General features: G+C 70.3%; 20 protein-coding genes and 1 pseudogene. 11 read left to right on the forward strand and 10 right to left on the reverse strand.

Annotated features, from left to right (window positions below; all coding sequences use genetic code 11):
• Positions 1-148 precede the first annotated feature (148 nt).
• The 5 genes from C6A87_RS14445 to C6A87_RS14465 all read right to left on the reverse strand — a co-directional run bounded on the left by C6A87_RS14445 (position 149) and on the right by C6A87_RS14465 (position 7,641).
• Complete coding sequence (locus C6A87_RS14445) at positions 149-2,026, reverse strand: substrate-binding domain-containing protein (RefSeq protein ID WP_311112907.1); 1,878 nt, start codon at positions 2,024-2,026, stop codon at positions 149-151.
• Between the two features lie 69 nt (positions 2,027-2,095).
• Positions 2,096-4,282: a malate synthase G gene (locus C6A87_RS14450; RefSeq protein WP_311112908.1), complete on the reverse strand. Its 2,187-nt coding sequence runs from the start codon at positions 4,280-4,282 to the stop codon at positions 2,096-2,098.
• 81 nt (positions 4,283-4,363) lie between these two features.
• Positions 4,364-5,254, reverse strand: coding sequence for a 3-methyladenine DNA glycosylase (locus C6A87_RS14455; RefSeq protein ID WP_311112909.1), 891 nt, complete (start codon positions 5,252-5,254; stop codon positions 4,364-4,366).
• Positions 5,232-6,293: a hemolysin family protein gene (locus C6A87_RS14460; protein ID WP_311112910.1), complete on the reverse strand. Its 1,062-nt coding sequence runs from the start codon at positions 6,291-6,293 to the stop codon at positions 5,232-5,234. Before C6A87_RS14460 ends, C6A87_RS14455 begins: the two co-directional genes overlap by 23 nt.
• Entirely contained in the window at positions 6,286-7,641 is a 1,356-nt protein-coding gene (locus C6A87_RS14465) for a hemolysin family protein (RefSeq protein ID WP_311112911.1), read from the reverse strand. Before C6A87_RS14465 ends, C6A87_RS14460 begins: the two co-directional genes overlap by 8 nt.
• Positions 7,642-7,950: 309 nt before the next feature.
• Between C6A87_RS14465 and C6A87_RS14470 the strand changes: the two are divergent.
• The 3 genes and pseudogenes from C6A87_RS14470 (at position 7,951) to C6A87_RS14480 (ending at position 11,606) form a co-directional block, all read left to right on the forward strand.
• Positions 7,951-8,978 (forward strand): annotated as a pseudogene (locus tag C6A87_RS14470) (iron ABC transporter substrate-binding protein).
• A 5-nt stretch (positions 8,979-8,983) separates the two neighbouring features.
• Positions 8,984-10,534 (forward strand): iron ABC transporter permease, encoded by a 1,551-nt coding sequence (locus C6A87_RS14475; RefSeq protein ID WP_311112912.1) that lies wholly within the window; start codon positions 8,984-8,986, stop codon positions 10,532-10,534.
• Positions 10,527-11,606, forward strand: coding sequence for an ABC transporter ATP-binding protein (locus C6A87_RS14480; protein WP_311112913.1), 1,080 nt, complete (start codon positions 10,527-10,529; stop codon positions 11,604-11,606). Before C6A87_RS14475 ends, C6A87_RS14480 begins: the two co-directional genes overlap by 8 nt.
• On the opposite strand, the gene C6A87_RS14485 is transcribed toward C6A87_RS14480, so the two are convergent.
• From C6A87_RS14485 to C6A87_RS14500, 4 genes are all read right to left on the reverse strand, one after another.
• Positions 11,559-13,022 (reverse strand): GuaB1 family IMP dehydrogenase-related protein, encoded by a 1,464-nt coding sequence (locus tag C6A87_RS14485; protein WP_311112914.1) that lies wholly within the window; start codon positions 13,020-13,022, stop codon positions 11,559-11,561. The genes C6A87_RS14480 and C6A87_RS14485 overlap by 48 nt on opposite strands.
• 100 nt (positions 13,023-13,122) lie before the next feature.
• Complete coding sequence (gene gndA, locus C6A87_RS14490; RefSeq protein WP_311112915.1) at positions 13,123-14,580, reverse strand: NADP-dependent phosphogluconate dehydrogenase; 1,458 nt, start codon at positions 14,578-14,580, stop codon at positions 13,123-13,125.
• A 55-nt stretch (positions 14,581-14,635) separates the two neighbouring features.
• Positions 14,636-15,571, reverse strand: a complete 936-nt coding sequence (locus tag C6A87_RS14495) for a M56 family metallopeptidase (protein ID WP_311112916.1) — start codon at positions 15,569-15,571, stop codon at positions 14,636-14,638.
• A gap of 14 nt (positions 15,572-15,585) precedes the next feature.
• Positions 15,586-16,002, reverse strand: coding sequence for a BlaI/MecI/CopY family transcriptional regulator (locus C6A87_RS14500; protein WP_311112917.1), 417 nt, complete (start codon positions 16,000-16,002; stop codon positions 15,586-15,588).
• A gap of 229 nt (positions 16,003-16,231) precedes the next feature.
• On the opposite strand from C6A87_RS14500, the gene C6A87_RS14505 reads away from it, so the two are divergent.
• The 8 genes from C6A87_RS14505 to C6A87_RS14540 all read left to right on the forward strand — a co-directional run bounded on the left by C6A87_RS14505 (position 16,232) and on the right by C6A87_RS14540 (position 21,965).
• A complete protein-coding gene (locus C6A87_RS14505; RefSeq protein ID WP_311112918.1) occupies positions 16,232-17,002 on the forward strand; it encodes an iron reductase in 771 nt (256 codons plus the stop codon).
• Positions 17,003-17,183: 181 nt separating this feature from the next.
• Complete coding sequence (locus C6A87_RS14510; RefSeq protein ID WP_311112919.1) at positions 17,184-17,588, forward strand: PaaI family thioesterase; 405 nt, start codon at positions 17,184-17,186, stop codon at positions 17,586-17,588.
• 51 nt (positions 17,589-17,639) lie between these two features.
• The gene (locus tag C6A87_RS14515) at positions 17,640-17,942 is read left to right on the forward strand and encodes an urease subunit gamma (protein WP_311112920.1); all 303 of its coding nucleotides are present in this window, start codon (positions 17,640-17,642) and stop codon (positions 17,940-17,942) included.
• A gap of 14 nt (positions 17,943-17,956) precedes the next feature.
• The gene (locus C6A87_RS14520) at positions 17,957-18,271 is read left to right on the forward strand and encodes an urease subunit beta (RefSeq protein ID WP_311112921.1); all 315 of its coding nucleotides are present in this window, start codon (positions 17,957-17,959) and stop codon (positions 18,269-18,271) included.
• Positions 18,268-19,989 carry an urease subunit alpha gene (locus C6A87_RS14525; protein WP_311112922.1) on the forward strand — a complete coding sequence of 574 codons (1,722 nt, stop codon included), beginning with the start codon at positions 18,268-18,270 and terminating at the stop codon, positions 19,987-19,989. The genes C6A87_RS14520 and C6A87_RS14525 overlap by 4 nt, the downstream gene beginning before the upstream one ends.
• Positions 19,989-20,633: an urease accessory UreF family protein gene (locus C6A87_RS14530; protein WP_311112923.1), complete on the forward strand. Its 645-nt coding sequence runs from the start codon at positions 19,989-19,991 to the stop codon at positions 20,631-20,633. The genes C6A87_RS14525 and C6A87_RS14530 overlap by 1 nt, the downstream gene beginning before the upstream one ends.
• Before the next feature lie 12 nt (positions 20,634-20,645).
• Positions 20,646-21,338 carry an urease accessory protein UreG gene (gene ureG, locus C6A87_RS14535; protein ID WP_311112924.1) on the forward strand — a complete coding sequence of 231 codons (693 nt, stop codon included), beginning with the start codon at positions 20,646-20,648 and terminating at the stop codon, positions 21,336-21,338.
• Positions 21,339-21,965, forward strand: coding sequence for an urease accessory protein UreD (locus C6A87_RS14540; RefSeq protein ID WP_311112925.1), 627 nt, complete (start codon positions 21,339-21,341; stop codon positions 21,963-21,965). It begins immediately after the preceding gene.
• On the opposite strand, the gene C6A87_RS14545 is transcribed toward C6A87_RS14540, so the two are convergent.
• The gene (locus C6A87_RS14545; RefSeq protein WP_311112926.1) at positions 21,962-23,335 is read right to left on the reverse strand and encodes an NAD(P)/FAD-dependent oxidoreductase; all 1,374 of its coding nucleotides are present in this window, start codon (positions 23,333-23,335) and stop codon (positions 21,962-21,964) included. The two genes, C6A87_RS14540 and C6A87_RS14545, sit on opposite strands and share 4 nt — an antisense overlap.
• Between the last annotated feature and the right edge of the window lie 127 nt (positions 23,336-23,462).

The following is a 23,462-nucleotide window of genomic DNA, read 5'->3' on the forward strand; positions in this document are numbered from 1 at the left end:
TCCATCGTGTACACGGCCCCGTTGATCAGCCGCCGGTTGACCACCTGGTTCACCTTCGGCGTGCGCCGCAGCGCGCGCGCCAGAACACCCCGGTCACGAACGTGAAGATACGTCCGTGGGCCGGGATGTCGCCAGGTCGCTGATCCGGTCAGGACAGCATCGCCGAGAGGGCGGCGGCGAGTTCGGGGGAGTCCGACGAACCGAGGTTCTGATAGCTGCCGCCGGTGATCTGCGCGACCGACTCCCAGGTGGGCCGGTCGGTGTCGTCGCCGAAGTCGATGACGTTCACCGCCACCGGGCGGTCCGGGTTGAACGCGCCCCGGACGTAGTCCTGCAGTCCGGCAGCGCCCAGCGATCGGTCGGTGTGCGGGCCCGCGGTGAGGACGAGTACCGAGTTCTTCTGACCCTCACGGTATTTCGCTGTGGCATCGGTGTAGACCAGCCGCAGCGTGGTGAACGACACCGCGCCGCCCGAGGACGGGGTCTGAGAGTCCAGCGCCGCGGTCAGCGTGTCCGAGCGGGACGCGCCGTCGACCTGATCCGACAGCGGCCCGACGCTGACCTCGGAACGGCCCTGCACCCCGTCGAACGTCCACAGTCCGACCCCGGAGTCGGGCGGCAGCACCGCGAGGCGGTCCTTGAGCGCGTCGACGACGTTGCGCAGCCGCGACGCGCCGCCCTCGTCGGTCGGCATCGACTGATCGAGCATCACGGTGACCGTCGGACTCTGCACGGGACTGCTCACCGTCTCGGCGATGGTGGTCCGCAATTCGTCGTCACCGATCTCCAGCGGGGCCGCCACCGGCGCGAAGTCGACGACGTCGCTGCCCGGCGATTCGGTGCCCTCGACGCGGAAGCCCGCCTCGGCCAGGTCGGCGAGCTGCTCGGGTTTGCGCATGAACCGCGCGAACTCGCTGGCTGCGGTCACCTGCTCCTGGGACAGCCAGTCGCCGGCCAGCAGGACGGTGGGGAAGTCGGCGATCGCCGTCGGCCCCGGCGGGATCCAGGCCGCGAGCTTGTCCTTGGCCTCGGGCAGCGACGCGGCGCGCTGGAACACCCGCTGTTCGGTGGTCGCGACGGCGTGCACCGGCGCGGTGGCCGGATCCGACGCGTCGACGAGTGCGTCCAGCGCCGTGTCCGCGTCGCGGTCGGTCAGCTCGGGTTCGCGTGACATCACCGCGCTGACCGCGCCGAGGCCGGACGTCGGCGACGCGCCGGACGGCGCGGCCGCAGCGGCCAGCGCTTCGGCGGCGAGGTAGGAGGCATCGCTGTCGTCGCCGAGCGGCAACGCCAGTCGCAGGCCGCCCCAGCCCCGCAGGCCCAGCCCCTCGAGCGCGGCCGGGTCGGTCTGCAGCCGCGGCAGGGTGCCCCAGCTCTGGTCGCCGAGGGCGTCCCGGAGCTGCGGTGCCACGGCGAGGACGACGGGGGAGGACACCAGGGAACGGCTGTCGCTGACGGTCTGCGTGCCCGTTGCGGCTTCCAGCCTGGCCGCGGAGACCGAACTGCCCGGGATCCACAATGCGGGGCGCTCACCCAGATCTCCGGGCCACTGTTCGGCGAAACCGTCGACCACCCGGTCGGAGTCGGCGCTCTGCACGCCGACCTTGACGCACCGGTCGCCGACCGGGGCGGCGGTCTCGTTGTAGCGCTGGGCGAGCGCGCCGACCGATTCGGCAATCGCCGGATCGGCGACCACGGCCACCGCGAGTTCACCCTCGACACACCGGGCAGCCGCGGCGTCGGAGCGCCCGGACAGCGCGTCACCGACGAAGCGCCAGAGAATGACGACGCCGACCACGACGACCACGGCGACGAGCGCCACGACGACGCTGACGCTCACGCCGCGCCGGCCGGGTGTCACCGCGCGGTGACTGCCCGTCCACTCGCCGCCCTCCCAGTCGCCGGTGTGCTGGGCGCCGGATCTCGGCGACGCACCGTCTCCGGCGCCGTCGGCATCGAAACCCCCTGGGGGAGTGCCGGTCTGGTCGCGGGACTCTTCTGGATCCGGGAGGCTATGCCGGCCCATGCCTGCCTTCGCTGCACACGCTGGTTACGTCCTTAGTTCGGTCGACCCGTGGATACTGCCTGTCCTGCGTCAGCCAACGTTACTAGTCGCCTTGAACTCCCGGCGCCGGCGATGAAGGATCGGCTCGGTGTAGCCGTTGGGCTGGTCGGCGCCGGCCAGGATGAGTTCCTGGGCGGCCTGGAAGGCGATGCTGTTGTCGGGATCTGTTGCCATGGGCCGGAAGTCGGGATCCGCGGCGTTCTGCTCGTCGACCACCGCGGCCATCCTGCGCAGGCTGGCCTTGACGTCCTCTTCGGTGATCACGCCGTGGCGCAGCCAGTTGGCCAGCAGCTGGCTGGAGATGCGCAGCGTGGCGCGGTCCTCCATCAGCGCGACGTCGTGAATGTCGGGGACCTTCGAACAGCCCACGCCCGCGTCGATCCAGCGCACCACGTAGCCGAGGATCGACTGGCAGTTGTTGTCGACCTCCTCGCGGATCTCGTCGCTGGCCCACGCGAGTTCCTGGGCCAGCGGGATCCGCAGCAGCTGGTCGACGGTGCCGCGGCGCTGACCGGCGAGTTCCTTCTGCACGGCGAACACGTCGACCTGGTGGTAGTGCATCGCGTGCAGGGTCGCCGCGGTCGGCGACGGCACCCACGCGGTCGTCGCGCCGGCCTTGGGCTGGCCGATCTTCTGCTCCACCATGTCGGCCATCAGATCGGTCATCGCCCACATGCCCTTGCCGATCTGGGCCCGGCCGGAGAACCCGGTCTCCAGGCCGATGTCGACGTTCTGGTCCTCGTAGGCCTTGATCCAGTCGGTGGACTTCATCGCGCCCTTGCGGATCATCGGCCCGGCGTCCATCGAGGTGTGGATCTCGTCGCCGGTGCGGTCCAGGAAGCCGGTGTTGATGAACGCGACCCGGTCGGCGGCGGCCTTGATGCACGCCTTCAGGTTGAGCGTGGTGCGCCGTTCCTCGTCCATGATGCCCACCTTGATGGTGTTGGGCGGCAGGCCGAGGACGTCTTCGACGCGGCTGAACAGCTCACAGGTGAAGGCGACCTCGTCGGGGCCGTGCATCTTGGGTTTGACGATGTAGATGGAGCCGGTCCGGCTGTTGACCAGCGGCCCGCTGTCCCCGGTCCGGAGCCCGTGGATGCCGATCAGGCTGGTGAACAGCGCATCCTGGATGCCCTCGGGGATCTCGTTGCCCTGGGCATCGGTGATCGCGTCGTTGGTCATCAGGTGACCGACGTTGCGCACGAACAGCAGGCTGCGGCCGGGCACGCTCACCTCGGTCTCACCGTCCGGGGCGGTGTAGACGCGGTCCTCGTTGAGCACGCGGGTGAAGGTCTTGCCGCCCTTGCTGACCTCTTCGGCCAGGTCGCCGCGGTTGAGGCCCAGCCAGTTGCGGTAGCCCAGCACCTTGTCGGCCGCGTCGACGGCGGCCACGGAGTCCTCGAAGTCCATGATCGTGGTAACCGCGGACTCCAGCACGACATCCTTGATGCCGGCCTTGTCGGTCGAGCCGATGGGGGAGTCGGCGTCGACGAGGATCTCGACGTGCAGGCCGTTGTTGACCAGCAGCACCGCCGTGGGTGCATCCGGTTCACCGAGGTAGCCGACGAACTGTTCGGGCGCAGCCAGGGCCACGGATTTGTCGTCGAGCGTCGCGCTGACGCTGCCGTCCTCGATCTTCAGGCCGGTGATGTCCGACCAGGAACCGGACGCCAGCGGCACCGCCTGGTCGAGGAACTTGCGGGCGTAGGCGATCACCTTGTCGCCGCGCACCGGGTTGTAGGAGGAACCGGGCTCGGCGCCGTCCTCCTCGGAGATGACGTCGGTGCCGTACAGCGCGTCGTACAGCGAACCCCAGCGGGCGTTGGCGGCATTGAGCGCGAAGCGCGCGTTGAGGATCGGCACCACCAGCTGTGGGCCGGCGGTGGTGGTGATCTCGTCGTCGACACCGGCGGTGGTGATCGTGAAGTCGGCCGGCTCGGGCTCCAGGTAGCCGATGTCGGTGAGGAACTGTTTGTACTCGGCGGGTTCGAAACCACCGATCACCCGGGCACGGTGCCACCGGTCGATCTGCGCCTGCAGATCGTCGCGGCGCGCCAGCAGCTCCTGGTTGCGCGGGGTCAGGTCGGCGACGACCTTGTCCACGCCGGACCAGAACGTGTCGGGATCGATGTCTGTGCCGGGCAGCGCCTCGTTGTTGATGAAGTCGTACAACTCGGGGGCGACGCGCAGGCTACCCACCGTCACGCGATCGGTCATGATTCCTCCCTCGTGTGCACGCGCGTCCGCGCCATGCCTCTTGCACTGTCGTCGGTCCAGCTTACCCACCGGTAACAGGGCCTATGCCCGGGTGGCGCTCTGCTGCAACATCAGGGCGTGTTCGAGCAGCCGGGACCGCAGCGGCGCGGCACGCTCCGCGATCACCTCTTGCATTCGCACGTATTCGGCTCTGCCGCTGGGCGTTTCGACCGCGATCGGCTCGAAATCGTAGGCGCGCAGGTCGTAGGGACTGGCCCGCATGTCGAGTACCCGGGCGTCGAGGGCCAGCTGCAGGCAGTCCAGTACGAGGCCGGAGTCGACCAGCGGGCCCAGCTTGAGTGCCCACTTGTAGAGATCCATGCCCGCATGCACGCAGCCGGGCTGCTCGGCGGCGAGCTGGGTGTCGCGGGTCAGGCGGGCGGCGTTGCGTTCGACGGCGGGCTCGGTGAAGAATCGGTAGGCGTCGAAGTGGCTGCACCGCAACGGCATCGACTCGACGACCGCATCGGTGCCTGCGGCGCCGAGACGCAGCGGCACTCGGTCGTGGCGCACCGAGGAGGCCCGGTAGACCATCGCCCATTCGTGCATTCCGAAACAGTTGAACCGGGCCGGCCGCGACGCGGTGGCGCGCAACAGGTCCGCGATGAACGTCACAGTGCCGAGCCGACTGTTCAGATGATCGCGTCCGACGGCCACCCCGCCACCGACGCGCGCATACCCGGACCGCTCCAGATAACGGTCCGCGGCGGGCCCTTCGAGCACCACGCCGTAGCCGGGGTGCCAGACCCGCAGCCGGCCGGGGCGGACGTTGTAGTAGGTGAACAGGAAGTCGTAGACGGGATGGGCTTGTCCCGCGCGGCGGCGCCGCTGATGCGGGGCCAGCACGTCGTCGGCGCGCCGGGTGTACGCGGACGCGCGGTCGACCCAGTCGGCCTCGGACAGTCGGGTCTCAGATGCGGTGCGTGCTGTCACGGACGGTTCCCACGAGGTCCTCCACCAGATCCTCCAGCGCCACCATCGCGGTGGAGGTGCCGTCGGGCGCGGTGACCAGCGCAAGATGGCTGTTGGTACGTCGCAGCCGGGTGAGCGCGTCCGGCAGCGGCAGTGAGGCCGGCACCTTCGGCAGCGGCCGAACCATCGACGCCTCGACCACGGCTGCGCTGCCGGCAGCACCGTTGAGCAGCGGCAGGACGTCCTTGATGTGCAGGTAGCCGATGAACGCCCCGCCGGGGTCGACGACCGGGAAGCGCGAATAACCGGTCTCCTTCAACGCCTCCTCGAGCACCCCGACGGTCGGGCCCGCGCCCTCGTGCGCGACCGGGACGGCGCGGATCTTGTCCAGCGGCATCGCGACGTCGTTGACCACCCGGTTGCGGATCTGCAGCGCCCGGGTCAGCCGGGTGTGTTCCTCGGGATCGAGCAGCCCCTCCGACAGCGACTCGGCGATCATCTCCGACAGTTCGACAGTCGAGACGGTGACGTCGAGTTCGTCCCTGGGTTCGACGCCGAACAGCCTCAGCGTCGAGTTCGCGCACCAGTTGTAGAACGCGATGAACGGCCGGGCCAGCCGCATGTACCCCAGGTAGACCGGGATCAGCAGCATCGCGGTGGACTCGGGCCCGGCGATCGCGATGTTCTTCGGCACCATCTCGCCCAGCAGCACGTGCAGCGTCACCACGATCGACAGCGCCACCAGGAACGACACGCTGTGCAGCACCGCGTCGGGGATGCCCAGCAGGCCGAACGGCTTCTCCAGCAGGTGCGCCACCGCGGGTTCGGCGACCCGGCCCAGCAGGATCGAACAGATCGTGATGCCGAGCTGGGAGCCCGCCAGCATCAGCGACAGATGCTCGCCGGCCCGGATGACGGTGACCGCGCTGTGCTTGCCCTGCTCGGCCAGCGCTTCGAGCCGGTCCCGGCGCGCGGAGATCAGCGAGAACTCCGAGGCCACGAAGAACGCGTTGGCGGCCAGCAACACGAAGGTCAGGAGCACGCCGAAGATGTCACCCACCGCCGGCCCCCTCACGGCCCAGTTCGGTCAGGCGCAGCTGGTCGATCCGGCGGCCGTCCATCTTCACGACGGTGGCCAGCCAGCGCGGCGGATGGTCCGGCGACCCGTCCGGGTCGAAGGCGGTCAGCTCCACCGATTCACCTTCCGTCGGGATGTGGCCGAGCTTCTCCAGCACCAGCCCGCCGATCGTCTCGTAGTCGCCCTCGGGCGGGCGGAACGCGGTGCCCTCGGCGACCTCGTCGATCCGCAACAGCGCCGAGACCTGCCAGCCCCGGCCCGCCTGGACCACGTCCGGCGGCTCGTCGTCGTGTTCGTCGCGCACGTCGCCGACGATCTCCTCGATGAGGTCCTCCACCGTCACCATGCCCGCGGTGCCGCCGTACTCGTCGACCACCAGCGCGGTCTGCAGGCCGTTGGCGCGCACCTCCGACATCACCGAGTCGCCGTCGAGGGTCGACGGCACCTTCGTGACCGGCAGGGCCAGTGCGGACAGCCGGGTGGTGGCGCGTGCCGTGGCGGGCACCGCGAACACCTGCTTGACGTGCACCATGCCGATGGTCTCGTCGAGGTCGCCATGGATGACCGGGAAGCGGGAGTGCCCGGTCCTGATCGCCGCCTCGCTGAGGTCGACGACGGTGTCGTCGGCGTCGAGGGTGTCGATCTTGGAGCGCGGGGTCATCAGTTCCTCGGCGGAGCGGTCGCCGAACTGCAGCGAGCGGTCCACCAGCACCGCGGTGACCGGGTCCAGGGACCCGCTCTGCGCCGATGAGCGCACCAGAGACACCAACTCCTGCGGGGAACGGGCCGACCGCAGCTCCTCGGCCGGTTCGATGCCGAGGCGGCGCAGGATCCAGTTCGCGGTCCCGTTGGTCAGCCGGATCAGCGGCTTGGCCAGGAACGAGAACATCAGCTGCAGCGGGGCCGCCCAGCGTGCCGTCGGCACGGGCCGGGCCACTGCGAGGTTCTTCGGGACGAGTTCGCCGAACACCATCGAGATCGAGGTCGCGATCAGGATGGCCAGGACCAGGGCCAGCCCGGTGACGAGCTGGTCGGGGACGCCGATGGCGCTCAGCGCCGGGTCGATGAGCCGCGCGACGACCGGTTCGGCCAGGAACCCGGTGGCCAGCGTGGTGATGGAGATGCCGACCTGCGCACCGGACAGCTGCGTCGACAGCGTGCGGTGGGCCCGCTGCACCATCTGGTCGCGGCGGTCGCCGGAGCGCACGTTGGCCTCGACGGTGCTGCGCTCCAGCGCGGTCAGGGAGAACTCGGCGGCCACGAAGATCGCCGTGCCTGCGGTGAGCAGCGCGAACGCCAGCAGCGAGAGCAGTGTCATCGCGAGGTTCATCGGGCTGCCCCCGAAAGACGCCAGCCGGGCCCGGAGCCCGGCCGACTAGAGGACGGCTCGGCCTCGCAGGGTTCGAGGTCGGGTCGTCCGGCGGACGTGGCCGGCTCGGATGGACCTCCATCCAGTGCCTGCGGCACCTGGTCCCTTTCGTCTGGAGATGGCGGATGCGCGGTGTTGCCTGCGCGAAATCAGCTGATTGTCAACACATGCTAGCGGAATCCCGACGGCGGCCGATGCCCCCGTTTCAGTTAGCCGGGCTCACTTCACCGGAATGGTACTTTCGACGCAATTAGAGGAAAGGCAAGCCTAATGTCGACTTCGTTCAGCCGGGTAGCCGGGGCACTGGGAGCGGTCGCGGCGATGCTCGCGTTCAGCGCGTGCGGCTCGGAGACCCAGACCGACAGCGAGAACAAGATCGTCGTGTACTCCGGCCGCAGCGAGGCACTGATCGCCCCGCTGATCGAACAGTTCACCGCCGACACCGGTGTCGAGGTGGAGACCCGGTACGCGGGCGCGGGCGAGCTGGCCGCCCAGCTGATCACCGAAGGCGACAAGTCGCGGCCGACGTGTTCCTGTCCCAGGACGCCGGCGCGCTGGGCGCGGTGTCCAAGGCCGGCCTGCTCGCCCCGATCAACGCCGACACCCTGGCGGCGGTGCCCGCGCAGTACTCCGCCGCGGACGGCACCTGGGTCGGCGTGTCCGGGCGCGCCCGGGTGATCGTGTACAACCCCACGCTCGCGCCGACCCCGCCGGACACCATCGACGGCCTGCTCGCGCCGGAGTGGAAGGGCAAGATCGGCTACGCGCCGAGCAACGCGTCCTGGCAGGCGTTCGTCACCGGCCTGCGGGTGGTGCGCGGCGACGACGGCGCCGAGCAGTGGCTGCGGGCGTTCAAGGCTCAGGAGCCGCAGGCGTTCGAGAACAACGTCGCCGTCCGTGACGCGGTGGATTCCGGTCAGGTCCCGCTCGGCCTGGTCAACCACTACTACCTCTACGAGCTGATCCAGTCCAAGGGTGCGGACGCGGTGGTGGCCGAGAACAAGTTCATGGCCCCCGGCGATCCCGGCGGGCTGGTCAACGTCGCCGGGGTTGGCGTGCTGAAGGCCGCCCCGAATCCCGAAGGCGCGCAGCGGTTCGCCGCGTACCTGGTCGGTGAGTCCGCGCAGAAGTACTTCGCCGAGGAGACCTCGGAGTATCCGCTCATCGCGGCGGTGCAGCCGTCTGCGGAGATGCCGCCGCTGGCCGACCTGCAGCCGCCTGCCGTCGACCTGTCGCAGCTCGACGACATCGAGGTGACGCAGGAGATGCTGGTCGACACCGGCCTGTTGACGAACTGATCCCGGTGGCGGTACTCGCCCGGCCGGCCCGCAGTCGCCCGCCGGCGCTGCTGCTGCTGCCCGCGGCACTGGTCGCGGCCTGCACGCTGGTGCCGCTGGTCTATCTGGCCGAACGCGGACTGGAGCGCGGCTGGGCGTTCGTCATCGACGAACTGTTCCAGCCGCGCACCGCCGCGCTGATCGGGCGGTCCCTGCTGCTGGTCGGCGTCGTCACCGCCGCCTGCGTCGTGCTGGGGGTCGGGCTGGCCGTGCTCGTCACCCGGACCGACCTGCGCGGCCGGCGTGCGCTCGCGGTCGCGTTGACGCTGCCGCTGGCGATGCCGAGCTATCTGCTGGCCTACCTGTGGGTGTCGGCCCTGCCCACGGTCAGCGGCTTCTGGGGCGCCGCGCTGGTGCTCACGCTGGTCAGCTATCCGCTCGTGTTGCTGACGACGATGGCCGCGCTGGGCCGGGTCGACCCTGCGCAGGAGGAGGTGGCCCGGTCGCTCGGGCTGGGCGGTGTGGCGGTGTTGTTCCGGGTCACGTTGCGCCAGGCCCGCGCGGCGATCGCGGCAGGCGCGCTGTTGGTCGCGCTGTACGTGCTCAGCGACTTCGGCGCGGTCGCTGCGATGCGGTTCGAGGCGTTCACCTGGGTGATCTACGGCGCCTACCGGTCCGGGTTCAACCCGTCCCGGGCCGCGGTGCTGTCGCTGGTGCTGATGGTGTTCGCGGTGGCGCTGGTGATCGCCGAGCACCGGGCCCGCGGCCTGGCCGCGGCCTCCCGGGTGGGAGGAGGGGCGGCCCGGCCCGCACCGTTGAACCGGCTCGGCCGGTGGACTCCGGTCGCGCTGGTGGTGCCCGCCGCGGTGCTCGGCGCCGCGCTGGTGATCCCGGGCGTGGAGCTGGCGCAGTGGCTGGTCACCGCGGGCGCGCGGTGGGACGTGGCCCAGTGGTCCGCCGCGCTGGGCTCGACGGTGTGGTTGTCGGCGGCCGCGGCGCTGGTGTCCACCGCGGCGGCGCTGCCGTTGGGGGTGCTCGCGGCCCGGCACCGGGACCGGGCCACCCGCGTACTGGAAGGCGCCAGTTATGTCGCGCACGGGCTTCCGTCGATCGTCATCGCGATCTCGATGGTGTCGCTGGGTGTGCTGCTGCTACGGCCGATCTACCAGCGGGAGCCGCTGCTGATCCTGGCCTATACGGTGCTGTTCGTGCCCATGGCCATCGGTTCGATCCGCGCGGCGGTGGAGGCGGCCCCGATTCGGTTGGAGGAGGTCGCCCGATCGCTGGGCCGCGGCCCGGTCCGGGCGTTCGGCACGGTCACCGCCCGCGTCGCGCTCCCCGGCATCGCGGCAGGCGCCGCGCTGGTTCTGTTGACCTGTATGAAAGAGCTGCCCGTGACCCTGCTGCTGCACCCGACCGGCACCGACACGCTGGCCACCCGGCTGTGGGGCTACAGCTCGGTCAGCGACTACGCCTCGGCCGCGCCGTACGCCGCCGCGCTGCTGCTGTTCGCCGCGGTCCCGACCGCGCTGCTGGGGATGTGGGGCACCGGGGACGGCGCGGTGCGCAGTGACTGACGCGGCGGCGGTCAGCGCCCGCGGCATCCACAAGGCGTTCGGCGACCGGGCGGTGCTCTCCGGCGTGGACCTCGAGCTGGCGCCCGGCACCATCACCGCGGTCCTCGGGCCGTCCGGCTGCGGCAAGACCACCCTGCTGCGCATCCTGGCCGGCTTCGAGGACCCCAACGCCGGAACGGTGAGCATCGCCGGACAGACCGTCGCCGGTCAGGGCCCGACCGTGCCCGTGCACCGCCGCCGGGTCGGGCTGATGCCGCAGGAGGGCGCGCTGTTCCCGCACCTGAGTGTGGGGGAGAACGTGGCGTTCGGCTTGGGCCGGGAAGGCCGGGAGCATGCGGCGACTCAGGTCGCGCACTGGCTGGAGGTGGTCGGGCTGGCCGGGTTGGCCGACGCCCGCCCGCACGAGATCTCCGGGGGACAGCAGCAGCGCGTTGCGCTGGCCCGGGCGCTGGCGGCCCGGCCGCGGGTGCTGCTGCTCGACGAACCGTTCGCCGCGCTGGATGCCGGGCTGCGGGTACGCGTGCGCGAGGACATCGCCACGATCCTGCGCGACACGGCGACCACGGCGCTGCTGGTCACCCACGACCAGGCCGAGGCGCTCTCCCTGGCCGATTCGGTGGCGCTGCTGATGGCCGGGGTGGTGGCCCGCCACGGCGCGCCCGCCGACCTCTACGACCGGCCCGGATCTCTGGCCAGCGCCCGTTTTCTGGGCAGCACGGTGGAGATCGCCGCGACGGTGCACGGCGGGCTCGCGCAGACCTGCCTGGGCCGGCTACGCACCTGCGACGGGGTCGCCGACGGTCCCGCGGTGGTGGTGCTGCGCCCCGAACAGCTGCGGTTCGGCACCGGGGCATCCGGCACCCCGGCCCGGGTGACCGCACGCCGCTTCTACGGCGCGGACACCGTGGTGCACGTCGAACTCGCCGACGGCACCCGGTTGCAGATGCGCAGCCCGGTGCCGACCGCACTGGAGGACGGGGACCCGGTCACTGTCGAGGTCGCCGGCGACGTGCTGGCGTACCCGTCACCAACCGGTGGGCAGCGGATGGCCCTCGGCGAACCCTGCCGCTGACTGCACGCCGAGCACGACCTTCTCGTGCAGTTCGGGCAGTGTGGTGGCGCCGACGTAGGTGCAGGTGCTGCGCACGCCCGAGGTGATGTGGTCGATCAGGTCCTCCACCCCGCCGCGTGCGGGGTCCAGGCTCATTCGCGACGACGAGATCCCCTCCTCGAACAGCGCTTTGCGGGCGCGGTCGAAGGCCCCGTCGCCGGCCGTGCGCGCCGCGACGGCACGCTTGGACGCCATGCCGTAGCTCTCCTTGTAGGGCCGGTTGTCCCGATCGCGCATCAGGTCGCCCGGCGACTCGTAGGTGCCGGCGAACCACGACCCGATCATCACGTTGGACGCCCCCGCAGCGATCGCCAGTGCCACGTCGCGCGGATGCCGCACCCCACCGTCGGCCCATACGTGGCCGCCGAGTTCCCTTGCTGCCGCGGCACATTCGACCACGGCGGAGAACTGGGGCCGGCCGACACCGGTCATCATCCTGGTCGTGCACATCGCGCCGGGCCCGACGCCGACCTTGACGATCGAGGCTCCGGCGTTGATCAGGTCGCGGGTGCCGCCTGCCGACACGACGTTGCCCGCGGCCAGCGGCAGACCCAGGTCCAGCGACGCCACCACCTCGATCGCGTCCAGCATCTTCTGCTGGTGGCCGTGTGCGGTGTCGATCACCAGCAGGTCCACGCCCGCCTCGGCGAGTTCGCGTGCCTTGGCGCCGACGTCGCCGTTGATCCCGACGGCCGCGGCGATACGCAGGCGTCCGCGGGCGTCGACGGCGGGGCGGTAGATCCCGGTCCGGATGGCGCCGGTGCGGGTCAGCACGCCGGCCAGCGAACCGTCGGCCTCGGTCATCACCGCCACGTCCACCGGCGCGTGCTCGAGCAGGTCGAACACCTTGCGCGGGTCGGTGCCCACCGGCGCGGTGACGAAATCGGGGACGGCCACGTCACGCACCCGGGTGAACCGGTCCACGCCCATGCACGACGCCTCGGTGACCAGCCCGATCGGCCGGTTCACCCCACCTGAACCGCTCCTCGCGTCCGCGGCGACCACCACCGCCGCGCCGTGGGCTCTCTTGTGGATCAGCGCGACCGCGTCGGACACCGAGTCGTCCGGCGACAGGACCACCGGGGTGTCGACCACGGTGTCGCGGGTCTTGACGAAGTCCACGGTGTGCTGCACCGCCGACGCGGGCAGATCCTGCGGCAGCACCACGATCCCGCCGCGGCGCGCCACCGTCTCGGCCATCCGCCGCCCGGCCACCGCGGTCATGTTCGCGACCACCACCGGGATCGTCGTGCCCGACCCGTCGACCGTGGACAGGTCCACGTCGAAGCGCGACTGCACCTCGGAGCGGCCGGGCACGACGAACACGTCGTTGTAGGTCAGGTCGTACGGCGGGTGGTGACCCTCGAGAAACTCCACGACCCCGAGTCTAGTGGCCGGGCTTCTCCCGCGAGCAGACACAAAATCGCATTCAGAACACGTAAATCGTGCGAGTTTGTGTCTGTTCGCCGGAAAAAAATCAGGCCTCGACCTCGCTGCGGTCGCCGCTCCACAGCGTGTGGAACCGGCGCTGTGGGTCGGTGTCGATGCGGCCGTAGGTGTGCGCGCCGAACAAGTCGCGCAGTCCCTGGGTCAGCGCGGCGGGCAGCCGTTCGGTGCGCAGCCCGTCGTAGTAGGACAGCGCCGAGGAGAAGCCCGGGATCGGGATGCCCAGTTCGGTGGCCGTGACCACCACGCGGCGCCAGCTGTCGATCGCGGCCTCGATGGCGTCGCGGAAGTACGGCGCCACGAGCAGGGTCGGCAGGTCGGGATCGGTGTCGAAGGCGTCCTTGATCCGGTTGAGGAACTTGGCGCGGATGATGCAGCCGCCGCGCCAGATGGTGGCCAGGTCGCCGGGGGTGATGTTCCAGTCGTACTCGATGCTGCCGGCCTGGATCTGGTTGAAGCCCTGCGCGTAGGCGATGATCTTCGACGCGTACAGCGCCTGGCGCACATCCTCGATGAATTGCGCTGCGTCGGCGGGCTTTTGACCCAGATGACCGGAGGCCAGGCCGGTGGTCGCCTTGCGCTGGGTCACCGAGCCCGACAGCGCCCGCGCGAACACCGCCTCGGCGATGCCGGTGACCGGCACACCGAGGTCCAGGGCGGACTTGACCGTCCAGCGGCCGGTGCCCTTCTGCTCGGCCTCGTCGAGGATCACATCCACCAACGGCTTGCCGGTCTTGGCGTCGATCTGGCGCAGCACCTGCGCGGTGATCTCGACCAGGAAGCTGTCCAGGTCGCCCTTGTTCCACTCGTCGAAGACGTCGGCGATCTCGGGTGCGGACTTGCCGAGCCCGTCGCGCAGCAACTGGTAGGCCTCACCGATGAGCTGCATGTCCGAGTACTCGATGCCGTTGTGCACCATCTTGACGAAGTGGCCGGCGCCGTCGGGGCCGATGTGCGTGCAGCACGGCACCCCGTCGACGTGCGCGGAGATCTCCTCGAGCAGCGGGCCGAGGGATTCGTAGGACTCCTTGGGGCCGCCCGGCATGATCGACGGCCCGTTCAGCGCGCCCTCCTCACCACCGGAGATGCCCGCGCCGACGAAGTGCAGCCCGCGCTCGCGGATCGCCTTCTCCCGGCGGATGGTGTCGGTGTAGAGCGCGTTGCCGCCGTCGATGATGATGTCGCCCTCTTCCATCGCGTCGGCGAGCTCGTTGATCACCGCGTCGGTGGCCTCGCCTGCCTTCACCATGATCAGCACTCGGCGCGGCTTCTCCAGCGCGTCGAGGAACTCGGCGATGGTCTCGGAACGGACGAACTTGCCGTCGGATCCGTGCTCGGCCAGCAGCGCGTCGGTCTTGGCGATGGAGCGGTTGTGCAGTGCCACCGTGTAGCCGTGTCGGGCGAAGTTGCGGGCGATGTTCGACCCCATGACGGCGAGGCCGGTGACACCGATCTGCGCTGTACCCGTGGTGGACTGCGACGAGCTCATGGACGGAACCCTTTCGTTCGGTGAATGCGGCACCGCAAATCTACGGTGCGCGCCACTAGGCCGAGAACAGCCTCTGGAGCTCGGTCAGCCACGGCACCGCGAGAGCGATGGTCGGCACGATCAGCACCGCGGCCGCCGCGACGTACGCGCCCGCGGCCAGGATCCTGCTGTTGGGCTCCCCGCCGAGGCGGCGCACCCGCACCACCGTCGTCGGGCCGCCTGCGGCCAGCGCACCGCGGGGCGCGCGGGCGGACGCGCACGCGACCAGCGCACGGGCCAGCGGGGTCGGGCCTTCGCGGCGCACCGCGGCGTCGTCGGCCAGGAGTTCGATCAGCAACTTGACCGCGTTGAGCGCGTGCGCACTGCGCACCCAGCGGGGGAACGCCGCGTGCACGGCGGTGAACATCTCCAGTACGAGATCATGCCGGGCGCGTAGGTGGGCGTGTTCGTGCTCCAGGATCGCAGCGACTTCACTGTCCGACAGGGCTTTGAGGGCGCCTTCGCTGACCACGACGCGGCTGCGGACCCCGGGCAGGCAGTAGGCCAGCGGCTCGGCGACGTCGAGGATGCGCAGTCCGCGGTCGGCCCGGTCCCGGGAGTCGTGGGCGCCGACCAGGTCGACGACCATGCGGTGGTGGGCCCGGCGTCGGCGCGTCGCGATGGCGACCTGCAGGACCGACGCGATCAGCCGGGCGCCGATCACCAGCGTCAGGACGAACACGATGACGTAGGCCGTCCACAGCGGCCAGCCCAGTACGGCGATCTCACTGACGATGGTGGCCGTCGGGCGGCCGTCCGGACCGGGTACGAAAAGCCTGCTCGCGATGGCTATTCCGGCCGAGAACGCGGACAGGACGGCGGCGGACGCGATCGCCTGCCACAGCACGATCGCGGCGCGGGGTGCCCGCAGCGGCCAGCTTGCCCGGGCCAGCATCGCCGGCACCGGCCCCGACAGGAGCAAGGCGACGATCGAGAAGGCCAGCGCGGACACGCTGTCAGTGTCTCTCAGCTGGTGCCTGTATCGCCAGCCGGTGCCCCGTTGCGGTGCTTGTCCTCCAGCTCGGTGAGCGCGCGGCGCAGCGCGGCTGCCTCGTCGGCACCGACCCGCTCCACGAAATGCACGAGTGCGGCTTCCCGGCTGCCGGAGTCGGCGGCCTGGTCCAGTGCATCGACCATCAGCCCCGCGACCAGTTCATCCCGGCCGTGGGTCGGCGCATATCGGTGCGCGCGGTCGTCGCGGTGCTGCACCACCAGGTTCTTCTTCGCCAGCCGCTGCAGCACGGTCATGATCGTCGTGTAGGCGAGGTCGCGGTGAGCGGCCAGGGCCTCATGCACCTGGCGCACGGTTTGCGGCTCGCCGGTGGACCACAGGTGGTCCATGACAGAACGCTCGAGTTCCCCGAGCCTCGTCAGCTTTGCCATCGTCCGTTCATCTCCTACCGGCAGTAGGTCAAAGCGTACTACGTGCTTACTACCGCGTGTCGTATCAAATTACGTTGCCCGCCGGCGCCGCCGCCCGGCGCCCTGCGATGCCAACGTCAGCACCTGCGCCGGGGACTCCCCACCTGGCTTGTGAGTCGAGTCACAGGGACTGGCCGCCTCCGGAGCCATGACTATAGTAAGGCTAACCTAACCAGGGAACGGAGGTGTCATGACGGTTCTCGTCGAGGATCCCCTGATCGCGAGCATGGCGATCAGCCGCACGCTGCCGATACATGAATCGAGCCGCCGGCTCCGGGAGCTCTACCGCGAATGTCCGCGCGTCTACGGCGTCGCGGTGATGGGCGATCTGTCGCGGCGCCGGTGGTGGCCACTGACCGACCTCCTGACCACGGACCGTCTGACCGCGATGTTCGAGGCCGGCGTGGCCGAGACCGAGAGCCCGGCCGCGGTGGCCCAGCAGCTGGCAGCCACGTTCGCCCACGTCGTCGTCGGCCGGGTGATACCGCTGCTGGCCGTCGAGGGGCGGGCCTGGGACACCGGCTTGGAGAACCTGTGGGCGCATGTCGACTCCGAGGGCGCCATCGACTGGGTCGGGGTGGTCGATCCCACCCTGCGCGCATTGCCGGAGGACCCGTTCTTCGCGTCGCGCCGCGGCTTCCGATCCGCGCACGACGGCATCGTCGCTCTCCCCAGCGAGGCGGCACTGACCACCTGGATCGCCCATCGCAGCCATTGCGCACTCGGACCGGTCTTCGCCAGGCTCGCCGCCGTCAGCGGCGGCGCGATCACAGTGGCGGCGATGTGGCACATCGTGGGCGCCACCGTGGTCAGCGCGGCCACCCAGACGCCGTTGCTGGCCGGCACGAGCGAGGTGGACAGCATGCGCCGCAGCCAGGCGGTGCTCGACGCGCTGGTCGGATTCGGGCTGCCGGTGCGCGGGACATCCCGGGCGAATGCCGGAAAGCTCTTGCTTAATTAGGCAAGCCTTGCCTATTCTTGTCCCATCGGAACCACTGGACCGAGCCGGAGTCCTGAGGGCTGCAGAGACCCCCGGTCCGACCGAAGGAAGGGTCCCGCGCCATCGGCGCGGGGCCCTTCCGCTCGTCGGGAGACCGCACCCCGGCGCAGCCGCGCGCTCCGCGCGCGTGTAGACAAAACGCGTGACGACAGAAGTACCGGAGGGCCTCGGCGAAGGCTTCGACCGAGTTCTCGGCCTGGAGTATCTGGAGATGACCCCCGACGGCGGGCAGGCCCGGTTGGAGATCACCGAAAAGCTGCTGCAGCCATGGGGAATCGTGCACGGCGGGGTGTACTGCGCGGTGATCGAGAGCATGGCCAGCGTTTCCGGGCATATCTGGCTCTCCCAGCACGGAGGCGGCACGGTCGTCGGCGTCAACAACAACACCGATTTCCTGCGGGCCATCGGATCCGGGACCGTCACGGCGACGTCGACGCCGATCCATCGCGGCCGCCGCCAGCAGTTGTGGCTGATCACCATCACCGACGACACCGACCGTGTGGTGGCGCGCGGGCAGGTGCGCCTGCAGAACATCGCCCAGGACTGACGGGGCGGCTCCTCGCGCGGCCGCACGGGGGTCGTGGCAGGATCGCCCACTATGCGTTTGACGCCGCATGAACAGGAACGGCTGCTGCTGTCGTATGCCGCCGAGCTCGCCCGCCGCCGCCGGGCGCGGGGACTGAGGCTCAATCACCCCGAGGCGGTCGCGGTGATCACCGATCACATCCTCGAAGGCGCCCGCGACGGCCGCACCGTGGCCGAGCTGATGGTCAGCGGCCGTGAGGTTCTCGGTCGCGACGACGTGATGGACGGCATTCCGGAGATGCTCGCCGACGTCCAGGTGGAGGCGACGTTCCCGGACGGCACCAAACTCGTCACCGTCCACCACCCGATCCCGTGAGACAGGTGCGGCACATGATTCCAGGCGAGATCGTCTTCGGCGACGGCGACATCGAGATCAACGGGCACGGTCCGCGGCTCGAGCTGGACATCGTCAACACCGGGGACCGGCCGGTGCAGGTCGGCAGCCACGTCCATGTGCCGCAGGCCAACAGCGCGCTGGACTTCGACCGGGCCGCCGCGCGCGGGTACCGGTTCGACATCCCCGCCGGCACCGCGATCCGGTTCGAACCCGGTGTCGCGCAACATGTCCGGCTGGTCCCGCTGGGTGGTAGGCGGGAAGTGCACGGCCTGAGCCTGGATCCGCCGGGACGATTGGACGAGAAATGACGCAGATCTCCCGGTCGCACTACGCGGCGCTGTACGGACCGACCACCGGCGATCGGATCCGGCTGGCCGACACCGACCTTTTCATCGAGATCACCGAGGACCGCAGCGGCGGGCCGGGCCGCGCCGGCGACGAAGCGGTGTTCGGCGGCGGCAAGGTGCTGCGCGAATCGATGGGCCAGTCGCGGGCCACCCGCGCCGAGGGCGCCCCCGACACCGTCATCACCGGCGCGGTGATTCTCGATCACTGGGGGATCATCAAGGCCGACATCGGGATTCGTGACGGCAGGATCACCGCGATCGGCAAGGCGGGCAATCCCGACATCATGTCGGGCGTGCACCCGGACCTGGTGGTCGGGCCGTCGACCGAGATCATCGCCGGCAACGGCCGCATCGTCACCGCGGGGGCCATTGACTGCCATGTGCACCTGATCTGCCCGCAGATCATGGAGGAGGCGCTCGGCGGCGGCATCACCACCATCGTCGCCGGCGGCACCGGGCCGGCCGAGGGCAGCAAGGCCACCACTGTGACCCCCGGCGCCTGGCACCTGGCCCGCATGCTGGAGGCGCTGGACACCTGGCCGGTCAACGTCGCGCTGCTCGGCAAGGGCAACACGGTCAGCGCCGAAGCCATGTGGGAGCAGTTGCGCGGTGGCGCAGCGGGTTTCAAGCTGCACGAGGACTGGGGGACCACGCCGGCGGCGATCGACGCCTGCCTGACGGTGTGCGACGCCGCCGGGGTACAGGCCAACATCCACACCGACACGCTCAACGAGGCCGGGTTCGTCGAGGACACCCTCGCCGCGATCAAGGGCCGGTCGATCCACGCCTATCACACCGAGGGCGCAGGCGGCGGGCACGCACCCGACATCATCACCGTCGCAGGCCACCCCAACGTGCTGCCCAGTTCGACCAACCCGACGCGGCCCCACACGGTGAACACCCTCGACGAGCATCTCGACATGCTGATGGTGTGCCACCACCTGAACCCCGGGGTGCCCGAGGACCTGGCGTTCGCGGAGAGCCGGATCCGGCCGTCGACCATCGCCGCCGAGGACCTGCTGCACGACATCGGCGCGATCTCGATGATCGGCAGCGACTCGCAGGCGATGGGCCGCATCGGCGAGGTGGTGATGCGCACCTGGCAGACCGCGCACGTGATGAAGCGCCGCCGCGGATTCCTGCCGGGGGACAACGGCGCCGACAACGCCCGCGCGCAGCGCTACGTCGCCAAGTACACGATCTGCCCGGCCGTCGCCCACGGGATGGACAGCGAGATCGGTTCGGTCGAGGTCGGCAAGCTCGCCGACCTGGTGCTGTGGGAGCCGGCGTTCTTCGGTGTGCGCCCGCACGCCGTGGTCAAGGGCGGGATGATCGCGTGGGCGGCGATGGGGGACGCGAACGCGTCGATCCCGACACCACAGCCGGTGCTGCCGCGCCCGATGTTCGGCGCCGCGCCCGCGGCGGCCGCGGCGACGTCGGTGCACTTCGTGGCACCGCAGGCGATCGAGGACGGTCTGGCCGACCGGATCGCGGTGAACCGCAGGCTGGTCCCGGTCGGCAACGTCCGCGGCGTCGGCAAGGCGCAGATGCCCCGCAACGACGCGACTCCCGACATCGAGGTGGATCCGGACACCTTCACGGTGCGCATCGACGGCGAGGTCTGGCAGGAACAGCCCGCGACCGAACTACCGATGGCCCAGCGCTACTTCCTGTTCTGATGACCAACCTCGCCACGCTGCTCACCCTGTCGGACTCCCGGCTTCCCACCGGCGGCCACGTGCACTCCGGCGGCGTGGAGGAGGGGGTGACCAGCGGGCTGGTGGTCGACCTGGTCACGCTGCAGGCGTATCTGGCGCGCCGGATCCGCACCAGCGGGCTGGTCACCGCGTCGCTGGCAGCGGCGGTGCACGGCGGAACGCTGTGCGCGGCGGCCGGTCAGGCCGGTGACGCCGAAACCGATGCGCGCACACCGTCTCCCGCGGCCCGTGCGGCCTCGCGCGCGCAGGGCCGCGGCCTGGTCCGGCTCGCCCGCCGGGTTTGGCCCGGCCAGGACTGGGACGCGCTGGGACCCACGCCGCACCTCGCGGTGGCCGCCGGGGTGGCCGGCCGGGTCGGCGGCCTACTCCCCGAACACACCGCGCTGTCGTTGGTGTACACGACGATGACCGGCTCGGCCACCGCCGCGCAGCGCCTGCTCGCCCTCGATCCCGGCGACGTCGCGGCGCTCACGTTCGCGCTGTCGCCGCTGTGCGAGGAGACCGCCGCCGAGGCCGCCAAGGATCTCGCCGATCTGTCCGATCCGCTGCTCGACGTGCTCGCCGAGCGCCACCTCGACCGCGAACGCCCACTGTTCGCCTCCTAGAAAAGGTCTGCCATGCCACCGCATTTCCTGGACGGCCAGCCGCACCAGCACACCGACCGCCCCCGCCGGGTGCGCCGACCGGGGGAGCCGTTGCGCATCGGTGTCGGCGGCCCTGTCGGCTCCGGAAAGACCGCGCTGGTGGCCGCACTGTGCCGCCGGCTGCGGGACGAGTTGTCGCTGGCGGTACTGACCAACGACATCTACACCACCGAGGATGCGGACTTCCTGCGGCGCAACGCCGTGCTGCCCGACGACCGCATCGCCGCGGTGCAGACCGGGGGCTGCCCGCACACCGCGATCCGTGACGACATCACCGCCAACCTGGACGCCATCGACGATCTCGTGGCCGCGCACTCGGGTCCCGGTCAGGGCCTGGACCTGATCCTGGTCGAGTCCGGCGGCGACAACCTGACCGCGACGTTCTCCTCCGGCCTGGTCGACGTCCAGATCTTCGTCATCGACGTCGCCGGCGGCGACAAGGTGCCGCGCAAAGGCGGTCCCGGTGTCACCTTCTCGGATCTGTTGGTCATCAACAAGACCGATCTCGCGCCGATGGTCGGCGCCGACCTCGACGTGATGCGCCGGGACGCGGCCGCGGTGCGCAGCGGCCGGCCCTTCGAGCTGATCTCGTTGGCCGACGACCCGGCGGCGACGCCGGTCCTGGGCTGGGTGCGCGAACAGCTCCGGGTCGCCCAGGAGGTGTAGATGCGCTCGGACGTGGTGATCGTCGCGCGGCCCGGACGCGGACCCCACCTCGAGTGCAGTGGCGGGATCGCGGCACGGCGCACCGCACCCGACACGGTGCACCTGGTGTCGTCGGTGGCCACCCCGCTGGGCGGCGACGCGATCTCGATCCGCGTGGTCGTCGAGCAGGGCGCCCGGCTGAAGGTCCGCACCGTGGCAGCCACCATCGCGCTCCCGGGTGCGACGACCACCGAGTCACACGCGACCTGGGAGCTCGAGGTCGCGGGCGCGCTGGACCTGGACCCGGAGCCGACCATCGTGGCGGCCACCTCCCGGCACCTGACCTGGACCCGCATGACGCTGGCCGGCGCCGGGGAGCTGCGGCTGCGCGAGCGGGTACAGATCGGCAGAACCGGTGAGCGGCAAGGCTTCTGGTCAGGATCGCTGCACGCCGACCTCGACGGCGCCCCGCTGCTCAGACACCGGGTGGAGCTGGGCCACGAGTCGTCGGCCGACGACGAGATCGCGGCTCCGCGGGCCGCGGTCAGCGAACTGCACTATCCCCGTACCGATGTCGACACCGCCGGGGTCGCACTGCGGCTGGCCGCAGGCGGATGCCTGACCACCTGGCAGGGGGAGAGGCTCTAGCTCGCGGCCCTCTCGGTGTCCTGCGCGGCGGCGGCGATCTCCTCGAGTTCCTCGATCCGCGTCCGCGCGTAGGCCTGCTGTTCGGTGATGGTCAGCTGACCCCGCTTGGTCGACAGGAACGTCACAGTCCACGACAGCAGCGTGACGATCTTGGTCTTGAAGCCGACCAAATAGACCAGGTGCAGCACCAGCCAGGACAGCCAGGCGATGAAACCCTCGAACTCCAGCGGACCGATCTTGGCGACCGCGCTGAACCGCGACACCGTGGCCATCGAGCCCTTGTCGAAGTAGTTGAACGGTTCACGCTCGGCGGGGTCGGCGCCCTTGAGGCCCGCCGCGATCGCCTTGGCGGCGTACTTGCCGCCCTGGATCGCCCCCTGGGCCATCCCGGGCACACCTTCGACGGCGGCCATGTCGCCGACGACGAACACGTTCGGATGCCCCGGGATCGACAGGTCGGGCAGCACCTTGACCCGTCCGGCGCGGTCGAGCTCGACGCCGGACTGTTCGGCCAGGTCACGGCCGAGCGGGCTGGCCGACACCCCGGCCGACCACACCTTGCACGCCGCCTCGATCCGGCGGATCGTGCCGTCGGGATCCTTGACGGTGATGCCGTTGCGGTCGACGTCGGTGACCATCGCGTTGAGCTGGATCTCGACGCCCAGCTTCTCCAGCCTGGCCTGCGCCTTCTTGCCCAGCTTCTCACCCATCGGCGGCAGTACGGCAGGCGCGGCGTCGAGCAGGATCACCCGCGCCTTCGTCGAATCGATGTGCCGGAACGCACCTTTGAGCGTGTGGTCGGCCAACTCGGCGATCTGACCGGCCATCTCGACGCCCGTCGGACCTGCGCCGACGACCACGAAGGTCAGCAGCTTCTCCCGGCGGGCGGGGTCGCTGGAGCGCTCCGCCTGCTCGAACGAACCGAGGATCCGGCCGCGCAACTCCAGTGCGTCGTCGATCGACTTCATGCCCGGGGCCCACTCCGCGAAGTGGTCGTTGCCGAAATACGACTGGCCGGCACCCGCGGCGACGATCAGGCTGTCGAACGGCGTGACGTAGGTGTGGCCGAGCAGTTCGGACCGGATCGTCTTGGTCTTCAGGTCGATCTTCGTCACGTCGCCGAGCAGCACCTGCGCGTTCTTCTGATTGCGCAGGATCACCCGGGTCGCGGGCGCGATCTCGCCTTCGGAGATGATGCCGGTCGCGACCTGGTAGAGCAGCGGCTGGAACAGATGATGGGTGGTGCGGGCGACCAGCTTGATGTCGACATCGGCGCGCTTGAGCGTCTTGGCCGCGGTCAACCCGCCGAAACCCGATCCGATGATCACGACCTTGTGCCGATCGGTCGGAGTGGCTCCGGGATGGCTCATTCCAAATTCCTTACCGGTCCTTGTTGCGGGCCCCTGGTCGGGTCCTGAGACCTTCCTCGTCTACCCGTTCCGAACAACCAGAACCTTAGTCGTTGCCCTTCCGCACGACGCGGTGAGATGGCCCACC

The organism is Mycobacterium sp. ITM-2016-00317, from assembly GCF_002968295.1.
GTDB lineage: Bacteria > Actinomycetota > Actinomycetes > Mycobacteriales > Mycobacteriaceae > Mycobacterium.

Bases quoted from the DNA above. Each gene is read 5' to 3' on its own strand.
- C6A87_RS14445 (WP_311112907.1), bottom strand. From the start codon at position 2,026: ATGGGCCGGCATAGCCTCCCGGATCCAGAAGAGTCCCGCGACCAGACC.
- C6A87_RS14450 (WP_311112908.1), bottom strand. From the start codon at position 4,282: ATGACCGATCGCGTGACGGTGGGTAGCCTGCGCGTCGCCCCCGAGTTG.
- C6A87_RS14465 (WP_311112911.1), bottom strand. From the start codon at position 7,641: ATGAACCTCGCGATGACACTGCTCTCGCTGCTGGCGTTCGCGCTGCTC.
- gndA (WP_311112915.1), bottom strand. From the start codon at position 14,580: ATGAGCTCGTCGCAGTCCACCACGGGTACAGCGCAGATCGGTGTCACC.
- C6A87_RS14500 (WP_311112917.1), bottom strand. From the start codon at position 16,002: ATGGCAAAGCTGACGAGGCTCGGGGAACTCGAGCGTTCTGTCATGGAC.
- C6A87_RS14505 (WP_311112918.1), top strand. From the start codon at position 16,232: ATGACGGTTCTCGTCGAGGATCCCCTGATCGCGAGCATGGCGATCAGC.
- C6A87_RS14515 (WP_311112920.1), top strand. From the start codon at position 17,640: ATGCGTTTGACGCCGCATGAACAGGAACGGCTGCTGCTGTCGTATGCC.
- C6A87_RS14520 (WP_311112921.1), top strand. From the start codon at position 17,957: ATGATTCCAGGCGAGATCGTCTTCGGCGACGGCGACATCGAGATCAAC.
- C6A87_RS14525 (WP_311112922.1), top strand. From the start codon at position 18,268: ATGACGCAGATCTCCCGGTCGCACTACGCGGCGCTGTACGGACCGACC.
- C6A87_RS14530 (WP_311112923.1), top strand. From the start codon at position 19,989: ATGACCAACCTCGCCACGCTGCTCACCCTGTCGGACTCCCGGCTTCCC.
- ureG (WP_311112924.1), top strand. From the start codon at position 20,646: ATGCCACCGCATTTCCTGGACGGCCAGCCGCACCAGCACACCGACCGC.
- C6A87_RS14540 (WP_311112925.1), top strand. From the start codon at position 21,339: ATGCGCTCGGACGTGGTGATCGTCGCGCGGCCCGGACGCGGACCCCAC.
- C6A87_RS14545 (WP_311112926.1), bottom strand. From the start codon at position 23,335: ATGAGCCATCCCGGAGCCACTCCGACCGATCGGCACAAGGTCGTGATC.